A 12,544-nucleotide genomic window follows, 5' to 3' on the forward strand; every position below is an offset into this window, starting at 1 on the left:
TGGAGAGTCGTTCATGTCTGAATCCATGAAGGGGAAAGTGGCCGCCATCACCGGCGCGGCTTCGGGTATCGGTTTCGAATGTGCCCGCGCGCTGGTCGGGCAAGGTGCCAAGGTCGTGTTGATCGACCGCGCGAAAGAACGGCTGGATGCGTGCTGCGCGGAGCTGGGGCCGAACGCGCTGCCGCTGCAGGTGGATCTGCTGCAGGGCGCCGAGGTGTCGGGCATGCTGCCGAAGATCCTCGAGCTGGCGGGCGGACTCGACATTTTTCATGCGAACGCGGGCGCCTATATCGGCGGCGAGGTGGTGAGCGGCAATCCCGACGAATGGGACCGCATGCTGAACCTGAACATCAACGCGGCGTTCCGCAGCGTGCACGCGGTGCTGCCGCACATGGTCGCGCAGGGCTCGGGCGACATCCTGTTCACCAGTTCGATCGCGGGCATCGTGCCGGTCGTGTGGGAGCCGATCTACACGGCGTCCAAGTTCGCGGTGCAGGCTTTCGTGCACACCACGCGCCGCCAGGTCGCCAGGCATGGCGTGCGGGTGGGGGCGGTCGCGCCGGGGCCCGTGGTCACGGCGCTGCTCGACGACTGGCCGAAGGCCAAGATGGAGGAAGCACTGGCCAACGGCAGTCTGATGCAGCCGAAGGAGGTCGCCGATGCGGTGGTCTTCATGCTGACCCGGCCGCGCAACGTGACCATTCGCGACCTCGTGATCCTGCCTAACAGCGTGGATCTCTGAGCGTCGCCGCTTAATCATCGGACAGACACACTGCAATGAGTTCTGAGAACCTGGAAAGCACGGCATCCGGCGCGCGCTATGTGATCGGCGTGGACGTGGGCACGGGCAGCGCCCGCGCCGGCATCTTCGATGCGAAGGGCGTCATGGCGGCGTCGGCGAAGCACGACATCACCGTGTTTCATTCGAGCGGGTCGATCGTCGAGCAGTCGAGCACGGAAATCTGGCGTGCTGTCGGCCTCGCCGTGCGCGACGCGCTGGCGGCGGCTGCGATCGCGCCGGACGCCATTGCCGGTATCAGCTTCGATGCGACCTGCTCGCTGGTCGTGCTGGGCGAAGGCGGCCGGCCGCTGGCCGTCGGGCCCACGGAAGCGGACGAGCGCGACATCGTCGTCTGGATGGACCATCGGGCCGTCGATCAGGCGCAGCGCATCAATGCCACGCGCCATGAGGTGCTGCGCTTCGTCGGCGGCACGATCTCGCCGGAGATGGAGACGCCGAAGCTGCTTTGGCTGCTGGAGCATCGCCCGCACGTGTTCGAGGCCGCCTGGCAATTCTTCGACCTGACCGATTTCCTCACATGGCGCGCGAGTGGCGACCTGGCGCGCTCTACCTGCACGGTCACCTGCAAATGGACCTATCTCGCGCACGAGCGGCGCTGGGACGAGAGCTACTTTCGCGCGGTGGGGCTGGGCGTGCTCGCAGATGAGGGATTCGCGCGTATCGGCCAGCGCGTGGTCGAACCTGGAACGTCGCTCGGGCACGGGTTGACGCCGCAGGCCGCCGCCGAACTCGGTCTGCTCGCCGGGACGCCGGTGGCCGCGGGCGTGATCGACGCACATGCGGGCGGGATCGGCACGGTGGGCGCCGATGGCGCGCCCGAAGCGTGCCTCGCCTACGTGTTCGGCACGTCGTCGTGCACGATGACCACCACGCGCGAGCCGGTCTTCGTGCCCGGCGTGTGGGGGCCGTATTTTTCGGCGATGGTGCCGCAGACCTGGCTGAACGAAGGCGGCCAGTCGGTCGCCGGGGCGGCGATCGAGCGGCTCGTCGGCATGCATCCGTTGGCGCACGAGATGCAAGGTCGCGCCGCTCAGGCCGGCCAGTCGCTGCCCGCCATGCTTGCGGGGCTGGCGGCGCAGGCATCCGACTCGCTTTCCGGGACGGTGGCGCTCGCCCACGATCTCCATGTGGTGCCGGAATTCCTCGGCAATCGTGCGCCGTTCGCCGACCCGCACGCGAGGGCGGTCATCGCGGGCCTGGGCATGGAGACCGATGAGGCGAGTCTCGTGGCGCTCTATGTTGCGGGCATCTGCAGCATCGGCTACGGCCTGCGTCAGATCATCGAGGTCCAGGCGGCGGCAGGTGCGCCGGTCGAGCGCGTGGTGATCAGCGGCGGTGCGGGGCGTCTGGGTCTGGTTCGCCAGTTGCTCGCCGACGCGACGGGCCGGCCCGTGCTCGCGACCGAGGCCGAGGAGCCGGTGCTGCTGGGCGCCGCGATGCTCGGCGCGGTGGCGGGCGGCCTTTACGACGACCTGCCGCTGGCGATGGCGCGGATGTCGCGGATCGACAAGGTTCATGAACCGGCCCGTGGCGAAATTGCCGCGCTGCATGAAGCGCGCTACGCGGCGTTCAAGCAGTTGCAGGACGTAGCGCGGAGTCTTCGCCAGACGCGGGCCTGAGTGTCGCACTGTCGCTCGCACAACGCCCTTCACGCAGGGCAGCAGTGATCCTCTATGCAGCAATGGCGCGTCCCGGCGGTAGCACGGACGCGCCTCTCCCATTTCCCGCGCAGTTATCTGTCCCGATTTCTCTCTGATCGCTCTGTCTGGTTGCTCATAACGTGGACTAACTACGTGTGAGCTTATGGTATTCCATAATATTTCATGATTCTTCCAATGGTTACGATGGCATACCATATTATTTGCCAGCGGGACTCGTGAACCCAATCGAGGCCGCTAGCCTCTTTGTCTCGCCGCGTTGAGACCAACCCGCGCGCGGATCGATCGCGCCGGTACCAGACAGGCAAGGCAGGTGATGCAGATAAAACAATCAGGATGCCGAATGAAAATGAAAGCAATCTCCTGAGACCACAACGGACAGCAGCGAATTTGACGAAGAGAGGAGCAGGCATGAAGCACCGTTCTACCAGGAAGGCACAGATTGCATGGTTGCTGGCGGGAAGCGCGCTGGTCACATTGAACGCGCACGCACAGTCGTCGGTCACGTTGTACGGCGTGCTCGATGAAGGGATCGACTACGTCAACAACAGTGGCGGCCATTCACTCTGGCGCATGCGCGACGGCACGTACGACGGCGTCTATGGCAGCCGCTGGGGGTTGAAGGGCAGCGAGGATCTGGGCGGCGGGCTGAGCGTCCTGTTCAAGCTCGAATCCGGCTTCAGCACGGAAAACGGCCAAAGCCGTCAGGGTGGCCGCCTGTTTGGGCGTCAGGCGTATGTGGGGCTTTCGGATACGCGCTTCGGCACGATCACACTTGGGCGACAGTACGATTCGGTGGTCGATTATCTGCAACCGCTCACCGCGCCGGGGCAACTGGGCGGCCCGCTCGTGCACGCGGGCGACATCGACAATACGGACAACTCGTTTCGCGTCGACAACGCGATCAAATATGCGAGCCCCAAGATCGGCGGCCTGACTTTCGGCGGTCTTTATTCGTTCACGAATACCAACGCGCCGGGGCGCGGTACGACCGGGTTGTGGAGTCTCGGGGCCAACTATGCCTTTGGTGGCTTCAACATCGCGGCCGCGTATCTGTATGCGAAAAATCCGGCCGTGCTGCTCAGCGACGGCGATTTCGTGAGCAACACCACGGGTTCGGCGATTGGCGCGAGCGGGCCGTTCAGCTACGTCGGCAATCCGGCCAATGAGCAGGTCTTTGGCGCGGCCATCAACTACGCGCTGGGATCGGCCACGCTCGGTCTCGATTACACCAATACCAAGTTCAACGATGCCAACGGCACGAACGGCACCGTGATCTTTACGAACTACGAAGCGTGGGGCCGCTATAACCTGACTTCGGCCTGGTATGTGGGCGCGCAGTACGTGTACACGCACGGCAATATCGGCTACAGCCAGCAGGTGCCGATCTATCACCAGGTGGGTTTGACGACGGCCTACGCGTTGTCGAAGCGCACATCGATCTATGCGATGGGCGTCTGGCAGAAGGCGGCAGGCGCCGCCTCGAATGCCGATATCTTCGATTACTCGGTGGCGTCGGCGTCGTCGAACAACCATCAGACGATGGTGCGCATCGGCATGTATCACCAGTTTTAACGCGGCTCGAAGCCGCTTCAACTCGCGCGTGCCGACGGTATGTCGGCTCGCGCGAGTTCTATTGCGCATGCCGCCTGCTGGCACACTGTGCGCGTGACGCGCCACACATTCGAAATCCCATAATGCTTCTTATAAGAGGCATTTTAAGCGACAGTGCCCCCTTTGTGCTACATTTATGAAGCATATTGGAGGTAAACGGTGGAACGCACCCTGCAAATATTCCTGGATGATCGCTGGATCGACTGCGCCCAGATCGAGTTCGACGGCGGCCGGTGCCAGTGGAGTTTCCAGATCATGTATGCGGTCGATCACACTAGCGACCCGCTGTCGTTCGTCGAGCCCGTAGACACGGAGTTCCGGTTTGGGCGCACACTCCCGGCATTTCTCTACGACCTCGTGCCACAGGGTGGCGGTCGGCGCTTCCTGCTGGGCGAACTGAATCTGCAGGACGGGCCGGACGCGGATTTCCCGTTGCTCTGCGCGGGCGCGTTCAATCCCATCGGGCGCATCCGGGTCGCTGAGGCTGTCGACTACTTCGACGCCCACGTGCAGCGGCACCCGGACGCACGCGGCCTGCCGGGCATGTCGCTCGACGACGTGGTCGAGCGAAGCGCCGACTTCAAGGAAAGGATGTATCTGCACGGCATGCTGGGCACCGGCACCACGGGGGTGCAGGGGGCGGCGCCGAAATATCTGCTCACGCGCGACCAGGCCGGATTGCTGCATGGAGATGCGGTGCTGCCGGATGCACAGGCGACCCAGCACCTGATCGCCAAGCTACCGCGCGGCAATACGTCCGCCGACCTCAAGGTGCTGCACAACGAGGCAGCCTATATGCGGGTGGCCGCCGCGCTCGGCATCCGCACGCACGAAACCTTGCCCAGCCTGCATGGCGACGTGCTGCTGATTCCGCGATTTGATCGGCGGGTGCGCGACGGGCGGGTCGAGCGGCTTCACCAGGAAAGCGTGGCCTCGCTGCTGGGTCTTTGCGGATTCGACCAGCGCCCGCACCTGTTCGAGGTCGTGTCGGCCATCCGCAGGGTGGCGACCGATCCGGCGGCTGAAACGCTCGAATTCATCAAGCGCGACGTGCTGAACCAGGCCATGCGCAATACCGACAACCACGCGCGCAACACGGCGGTGCAACTCGTCGATGGCCGCGTGCAGTTGACCCCGCTGTTCGATTTCGCACCGATGTATCTCGACCCCGAACTGGTCCCCCGCACGCTCAGATGGTATCGGCCGGACGCCACACGGGTCGAACTGACGCAATGGGGTGACGTGCTGGCGACGCTGCCGGTGGACGTGGGCGAGCGGCAGCAGCTCGGCGAGGCGCTGAGCCGGTTTGCCGCGCAGGTCGAACGCCTGCCCGAAGTCATGCTGGCGCAGGGCGTCGATCACGACATCGTGCAGTTCCTGACACCATCGATCGACACGCAGGTCCGGCAACTCAAGGCCTTGCGTTCGAACGTCCCGCAATCCGTAGAGATCGATCATGCCTCGCCGAACACCCCCAAGCCGTGAGGAACAGAATGCCCGGCGCCGGGAGTTCTATGAGCGCATCGAGCGGGGCGACATGAGCCTTGCCGAAGCGATGAAGGCGATGCGAAAGATGACGGGCCTGAACCAGGCGGATTTCGCGGCCCATCGCGGCGTCAGCCGCCGTGTGATTCAGGACATCGAGCGGGGCACGGGAAATCCAACCGTGGAATCGCTGAACAGTATCGGCAAGCTATTCGGCCTTCAGGTCGGCTTTGTTCGCCTGCGGCGCAGTGAACCTCTGCCGCCGTCATCGGAGTAGGCACTGCCGCCCGACGTCGGCTCCGTCGCCGCGAAGATCAGCGCGGCCGCGACGACGCGCCTCGCTCCTGCCAGCAGCGCAAGCCGAAAAGCGGCAGGAGCCCGTAGGCATGATCGAGCATGTCCGATTGCAGGTTTTCGTACGGTTCCCAGCGCGTTTCGTCGATATAGAGAAATATTTCGAGTGCAACCACGGGCTCGCCAGACTGCACTTGCCGCACGACGATCGGCATGTCGCGGCGAACCGCTGGATGATTGCGAAAATAGGCGTTCAGATAGAGGCGGTAGAGCCCGAGGTTCGTGCGGCGCTGGGTGTCCCCAGGGACCGCGCCTGCGAGCGGCCGTCCAGCATCGTTGCCCAGATGAACGAGCAGCGCCGCATCGGGGAAGCGAACCGTGTCGGCGTCGAAATGAATCGCATGCTTGACGCGTCGGCCGCCTGACTCCGTCATGCCGCGCCAGTTCTTCACGCTATTCGTCAGCAGTACGTAGCTGGGCAGCATGACGATCGAGTTGTCGAAGTTGCGCACCTTGATCGTGTTCAACGCGATGTCGATCACCGTTCCGTCGGCGACGTAGCCGGGGACTTCGATCCAGTCTCCCACCCGCACCATGTCGTAGACGGTGAGCTGAATGCTGGCGACGAAGCCAAGCAGGGAATCGCGGAAGATGATGATCAGAAGCGCGGTCATCGCGCTCAGGCCCGTCAGGAAGTAGGCCGGGGAGCGCTCCAGCAGAACCGAGATTCCTGCGATCAGTGCAATCACATAGAGCGCGATGGTTGCCGTCTGCAAAAAGCTTTTGATGGGCCGCTCGCTCGCAGTCGGAAAGTGGCTGTAGCGCTCGCCGACACTATTCAGGAAGGCGAGCGCCGCGCGCAAGAGCGTGTACACCATGTAGCAGGCAGCGAGTACCGACAAGGGATGCCCGAGCGCCGCAATCAGCGGGAACGTGAGACCAGAGAGCAGCGGGGCGGCCGCATAGAGGATCATGGCGGGCACGAGCGGCGCGAGCCGATGAAATACCTTGTGGGATTCGGCGGCGCGCAGCCACTTGCGCTGTGGCTGGCGAGCGAGGCGGCCAACGATCGTCAACATGATCGCGCGCGCAACGTAATAGCAGATCGCGCTGGCCAGCAGGATGGCGAGCAGCAGGGCGACGACGAGCAGAATGGCGACGAGCGTGCTGTCGGTGTAGACCTGGAAGTGATGCCAGTCGGGGCCGCCCTCGATACGCAGTGCCTTGTCGAACATGCGTCCCTCCCGTACCGGCAGAAACCTTCGCGGGGCTCGTGTCCCATCTGGCCGGGCGGCCAGCATAGTCCCCCGCGGCAGCCTACGCCCGAACCGGTCGCCGCACCAGCGCGACCGCCAAAGGAATGTGGGCGAGCTAACACAGGCGGGCGGCGAATCCCGGCCGCCACGATGGCGCCTATGCCGGGGCGGCGCGCAAATCGGGCGTCGGGTGCCGCAGGCGCTGCAGCACGACGTTCAGTCCGCGTTGCCGCAAGCGCCTGCCGCTGCGTGAATCTCGTCGTGACGCAGCACTTCTTTCATGATCGCGCCCACGTCGGCGTCGCGGATGCCCAGACCCCGCAGCGCGAACTCCGTGAAACGGTCCACGGTCTCGGGCGTGCGGCGCTTTTCGAGGATCTGGCGCAGCACATACAGCGCGCCGCCGATGATGCAGTCCATGCCCGCGAGCACGTCGGCGCAATGAAAACGTCCCGCGTCCACGCCAATGCGGATATCGCGCGCGAGCCGCCCGCCCATCGTCTCGACCAGATCGCCCACGCTCGACGCGGCGTTGATGAAGAACCAGCCCCAGATCGGATCGGCGAGCGTATGGCGCATCACCTGGCGCACATTCAGGCCGACGATCACGGCGATGTCGGCGTCGGCGGGACGGATGCGGTCGAGCAGATCGGCGATCGCGAGCATGTCCTCGACGAACACGGCGCGCGCGATCTCTTCCTTGGTCGAGAAGTAGTTATAAAACGAGCCGAAGGCGACCCCGGCCTGTTCGGTGATGTCGTTGATCGCCGTACCCGTGATGCCTTTCTGGCCCATCACTACGCGCGCGGCCTGCATGAGCTTGCCGCGCGTGCGGGCGCGCACACGTTCGTTGATGCGGGGCGCGGGCCTGGCGGCCTGGACCGGTTCGGCCGTTTTCTGGGCGGTTCCCGGGGTGTCAGCGGTTTTCGCCGCGGCGCGTTTGCGCGCAGGCGCTGTTTTGACGGCGGGGGCGGGCGCGGCGGTGCTGCGTCGGGTGGAGGCCATGAGGGATCGAAGTGCGGAAACCGGGTGCGGACTGAATGCGAACAGAAGGACAGCCAAGCCGCCATTATTGCCGCACTCGGCGCAAATGCCTATCGGTGCGCTGTGGGTGCTTACACGATCCGCGTGTCATGCGCGTGTCGATGATATGAAAGCGCGTGCTTGCCTGCAAAAGCGCGGATATGGCATGCTTGCGCCGATTAAACGGCCACACCATCATGGATCTCGCCTCGTCCATTGCAACCTACGGCGCCGACATGTCGGGCTTGATTTGCGGTTTCCGCTTCATGCCGGGCGAGCCGGGCCAGCCCGTCAAGGGCGAAGACGTGCTCGCCGCGCTGCAGGGCGGCGCGCCGCAGGACGGCGCGTTCTACTGGCTCCACTTCAATCTCGCGCATGCCGCGAGCGCTTCGTGGATGCGTGCGCATCTGGATCTGCCCGACAGCTTCTTCGAGATGCTGGTGGAAGGCTCGCACTCCACGCGCATCGAGCAGGTGGACGGCGCGCTCTATGCCGTCGTCAACGACGTGATGTTCGATTTCGAACGCACGCCCTCGCAGATCGCCACGCTCTGGTCCTATACGCACGAGCGCCTGCTTGTCACCGCGCGCATGAAGCCGCTGCGCTCGATCGACCGCTTGCGCGGCGACGTGCGCAACGGCGAGACGTTCCGCTCGCCCGCCGATCTGCTGATTCATCTGCTGCGCGACCAGGCCGATCTGATGGTGGAGATCGTGCGCCGCACGAGCGTGGACGTAGATCGCGCCGAAGACCAGTACCTCGCGTCGCGCCGTTCCGGCAGCCGCCATGACCTGGCGGCCATGCGGCGCATTCTGGTGCGCTTGCAACGAATGCTCGCGCCCGAGCCGGGTTCGGTGTTCCGCCTGCTCGCGCGTCCGCCGCGCTGGCTGCAGCTCGCCGACATGCAGGATCTGCGCGAGACGACCGAAGAATTCACGCTCGTGCTCGGCGACATGGCGGGCCTGGTCGAGCGCATCAAACTGCTGCAGGAAGAGATCGGCGCGCGCCTCGAAGAGCAGAACAACCGCACGCTCTTCACGCTCACCCTGGTGACGGTGCTGGCCTTGCCGATCAATATCGTCGCGGGTTTTTTCGGCATGAACGTGGGCGGTATTCCGCTGGCCGAAAACCATCACGGCTTCTGGCTGATGGTGCTGATCGTGGCCGGCTTCACCGTGCTGCTCGGCTGGTGGGTGTTCCGCTTGCGCGGATCGGTGGATCGTTAGCACTGGAAAGCACATCGTCGCGCGCGTGTTTTTGAACGCTGTCGATGGCTTCGCTGATTTTTTCCGTCGAGACGCCACGCATTCCGCGCAAGTCACGCGCTATATACTAGCCGCTCGATTCCTCTGCCAAAACGAGCGACATGCCCGTCATGCCCTTGCCAGCCAACCCATCGTCCGCCGAAGACGCGTGCGCATTGCCTGCCCTCGGCGCGGCGTCCGGTCGTGGCGCGCACAACGACGACCCGGCGCGGGCCGGCGTGACGGGGCAGGATCCCCTTCTGGATGCACTGATGCGCCTGGCAGCCCGCCATTTCGATGTGGCCGCCGCCTGCGTGCTGCCTGGCGAGGCGGCGGACGTGCCCGCGTGGCTGGGCGCGGGCGTCGATGCGCCGTTGCGCGAGGCGCTGCGGGAAGTGCGTGAAGTGCTGCGCACGACTGCCCGTAATGAAAACGAAAGCATGGTCGAGCCCTGGATCGTCAACGATCTCGACTCCGACCCCGCATGGCAGGCCTGCCTGTCGCGCGCGAGTGCGCTGCCGTTTCGCTTCGTGGCCGCCTGGCCGCTCACGGGCGCGAATGGCGACGCGCTGGGCAGTCTCTGCCTGCTCGATCATGCGCCGCGCGAGCTATCGGCGCAGCAGCGCGCGAGTCTCGACGATTTCGCCCGCGTGATCGCGGCGCTGGCGCACGAAGCGCTACCCTCCGACGCCACCTTGCGCGCGGAACTGGACACGCTGCGCGAGCGCGAACGTCTGCTCGCGCTGGCCATCGCGGGCAGCGGCACCGGTATCTGGGACCGCAACGTGGTGACGGGCGAGATCCGCTACTCGACGGGCTGGAAGGCCATGCTCGGCTATGCCGACGACGAAGTGACCAACCGCATCGAGGACAGCTATCTGCGCCTGCATCCCGAGGATCTCGCCTATGTGCAGGCGACCATGCGGGCGCATTTCGAAGGCCGCACCGACCAGTACGAAGTGGAGCACCGCATCCGCTGCAAGGACGGTAGCTACAAGTGGATCTGCAGCCGCGGCAAGGTCACCGCGCGCGGCAGCGACGGCCACGCGCTGCGCATGGTGGGCACTTCGACCGACGTGACCTCGATGCGCGAGATGGCCGAACGCCTGCGCGAATCGGTCAATCTCGTCACCAATCTCACCAATGAAGTGCCGGGCCTCGTGTTCCAGTGCCGCCGCGCGCCGGACGGCCACACCTGCTTTCCCTACGCGAGCGCCGGCATCGGCGAGATCTACGAGCTTACGCCCGAGCAGGTCGCCACTAACGCCGCCGGCATCGACGCGCTGATCCACCCCGACGATCTCGACGCGTACCGCGCCTCGTTCGCGGAGTCGGCGGCCACGCTTGCGCCCTGGCATCTGGAATACCGGGTGCGCCTGCCGCAACAGGGGTTGCGCTGGCGTCAGGGCGACGCGAAGCCGCAACGTCTGGCCGATGGCGCGACGGTCTGGCACGGCTTCATCACCGACGTCACGGAGCGCAAGCGCATCGAGGCCGAGTTGCAGGAATTCGCCATGACCGACGGCCTCACGCGCCTCGCGAACCGGCGGCACTTCATGGCGCGGCTCGACGCGCAGCTCGTGCTGCTGCGTCGCACGGGTGGCCCCGACTGCGCGCTGATGATGTGCGACCTCGATCACTTCAAGTCGATCAACGACCGCTTCGGCCATGCGGTGGGCGACGACGCGTTGCGTCACTTCGCGTCGGTGCTGCGCGAGCATCTGCGCGTGGGCGATGTGGCCGGGCGCATCGGCGGCGAAGAGTTCGCGATCCTGCTGGGCGGCGCCGATCTCGACGGCGCGTGCACGGTCGCGCGGCGCATCCAGGACTGCATCGCCGAGGCGCCGCTGCTTTCGCAAACGGGCACGGTGGTGCTCACCGTCAGCATCGGCGTGACGCAACTGCGCGTGGACGACGTCAGCGCCGAAACCCCGCTCTCGCGCAGCGACGTTGCGCTCTATCGCGCGAAAAAGGGCGGCCGCAACCGCATCGAACGCGCGTGACCCTGCGCGGGCGCATCGGATGCGTCTGACGCCTCAACGTCGAAACCGCTATCCCTGCGGCGTGATTTGCTTAGCGCGAATCGTTACTTCTGCTTATGCAGCGTGACAGGTAGCATTTTTTACACCTTCATTGCTGCTTCGCACCTCTTTCGCGCTACGCATTCCATCATGAGCCACGATAACGATATCCGCTTCCATCGCCGCCGCACCTTGCTGGCCGCGCTCGGCACCACGATCGGCGCCACGCTCGCGGGCGCGGCGCTGCCCGCCTGGGCCAAATATCAACCCGACCAGTTCCGCATCGGCTATCAAAAGGCCGCGAGCACGCTCGTGCTGCTCAAGGCCAACGGCACGCTCGAAAAGCGTCTCGCGCCGCAAGGCATCAAGGTCACGTGGAACGAGTTTCCGGCCGGGCCGCAACTGCTCGAAGGGCTGAACGTGGGCGCGATCGACTTCGGCTATGTGGGTGAAGCGCCGCCTGTGTTCGCGCAGGCCGCGGGCGCGGATTTCGTCTATACCGCCTATGAATTGCCGACGCCGCACGCGGAAGGCGTGGTGGTCGGCAAGCAGTCGCCGATCAAGTCGGTGGCCGAATTGAAGGGCAAGAAGATCGGGCTGAACCGTGGCTCGGACGTGCACTGGTTCCTCGTGGCGCTGCTGCAAAAGCACGGCATTGCACTGGGCGACATTCAGCCGGTCTTTCTCGCACCCGCCGACGCGCGCGCCGCGCTGCAAAGCGGCGCCATCGACGCCTGGGCGGTGTGGGACCCGTTCCTTGCCGCCGTCGAGGCGCAGGACGGCGCGCGCCTGCTGGCGGATGCAAGCGGCGTGGCGAGCCATCACCAGTTCTTCCTGAGCCAGCGCGAATTCGCGACGAAGCGTCGTGATGTGATCGCCGCCGCACTCGACGAACTCGGCAAGACGGGGCAGTGGGTGCGCGAAAACACGGCCGCTGCCGCTGCGAGGCTCGCGCCGATTCAGGGCCTCGACGCGGCCACGATCCAGACCGGCCTCTCGCACTACGCGCACGAATATCGCCCGATCGACGCGGGCGTAATCGCGGAGCAGCAGAAGATCGCCGATACCTTCTACGATCTCAAGATCATCCCGCGCCGCGTGACGACGAAGGACGCGGTGCTCGCGTAAGAACGCATAAAAACGCGCA

At 65.2% G+C, this 12,544-nt stretch carries 10 protein-coding genes; 8 read left to right on the plus strand and 2 right to left on the minus strand.

Translation table 11 applies throughout. From position 1 onward, the window contains the following. Positions 1–13: 13 nt before the first annotated feature. The 5 genes from U5782_RS23790 (at position 14) to U5782_RS23810 (ending at position 5,836) form a co-directional block, all read left to right on the plus strand. Entirely contained in the window at positions 14–742 is a 729-nt protein-coding gene (locus U5782_RS23790; RefSeq protein ID WP_322046333.1) for an SDR family oxidoreductase, read from the plus strand. A 35-nt stretch (positions 743–777) separates the two neighbouring features. Beyond that, positions 778–2,421 carry an FGGY-family carbohydrate kinase gene (locus U5782_RS23795; protein WP_322046334.1) on the plus strand — a complete coding sequence of 548 codons (1,644 nt, stop codon included), beginning with the start codon at positions 778–780 and terminating at the stop codon, positions 2,419–2,421. A gap of 450 nt (positions 2,422–2,871) precedes the next feature. Next, positions 2,872–4,035, plus strand: coding sequence for a porin (locus U5782_RS23800; RefSeq protein ID WP_322046335.1), 1,164 nt, complete (start codon positions 2,872–2,874; stop codon positions 4,033–4,035). Positions 4,036–4,233: 198 nt separating this feature from the next. Further along, a complete protein-coding gene (locus tag U5782_RS23805) occupies positions 4,234–5,559 on the plus strand; it encodes a HipA domain-containing protein (RefSeq protein ID WP_322046336.1) in 1,326 nt (441 codons plus the stop codon). A 52-nt stretch (positions 5,560–5,611) separates the two neighbouring features. Continuing rightward, positions 5,612–5,836, plus strand: coding sequence for a helix-turn-helix domain-containing protein (locus tag U5782_RS23810; RefSeq protein WP_322046337.1), 225 nt, complete (start codon positions 5,612–5,614; stop codon positions 5,834–5,836). A 37-nt stretch (positions 5,837–5,873) separates the two neighbouring features. Here the strand turns inward: U5782_RS23810 and U5782_RS23815 are convergent, their stop codons facing one another. Next, the gene (locus U5782_RS23815; protein WP_322046338.1) at positions 5,874–7,088 is read right to left on the minus strand and encodes a mechanosensitive ion channel family protein; all 1,215 of its coding nucleotides are present in this window, start codon (positions 7,086–7,088) and stop codon (positions 5,874–5,876) included. Positions 7,089–7,325: 237 nt separating this feature from the next. Next, positions 7,326–8,114, minus strand: a complete 789-nt coding sequence (locus U5782_RS23820) for a TetR/AcrR family transcriptional regulator (RefSeq protein WP_322046339.1) — start codon at positions 8,112–8,114, stop codon at positions 7,326–7,328. 215 nt (positions 8,115–8,329) lie between these two features. Here U5782_RS23820 and U5782_RS23825 point away from each other — a divergent pair, with 215 nt between their 5' ends. The 3 genes from U5782_RS23825 to U5782_RS23835 all read left to right on the plus strand — a co-directional run bounded on the left by U5782_RS23825 (position 8,330) and on the right by U5782_RS23835 (position 12,525). After that, entirely contained in the window at positions 8,330–9,358 is a 1,029-nt protein-coding gene (locus U5782_RS23825) for a transporter (protein WP_322046340.1), read from the plus strand. Positions 9,359–9,498: 140 nt separating this feature from the next. Further along, the gene (locus tag U5782_RS23830; protein ID WP_322046341.1) at positions 9,499–11,379 is read left to right on the plus strand and encodes a diguanylate cyclase; all 1,881 of its coding nucleotides are present in this window, start codon (positions 9,499–9,501) and stop codon (positions 11,377–11,379) included. A 168-nt stretch (positions 11,380–11,547) separates the two neighbouring features. Then, entirely contained in the window at positions 11,548–12,525 is a 978-nt protein-coding gene (locus tag U5782_RS23835; protein WP_322046342.1) for a sulfonate ABC transporter substrate-binding protein, read from the plus strand. Positions 12,526–12,544 lie beyond the last annotated feature (19 nt).

This window comes from Paraburkholderia sp. J67 (assembly GCF_905220265.1).
Lineage (GTDB): Bacteria > Pseudomonadota > Gammaproteobacteria > Burkholderiales > Burkholderiaceae > Paraburkholderia.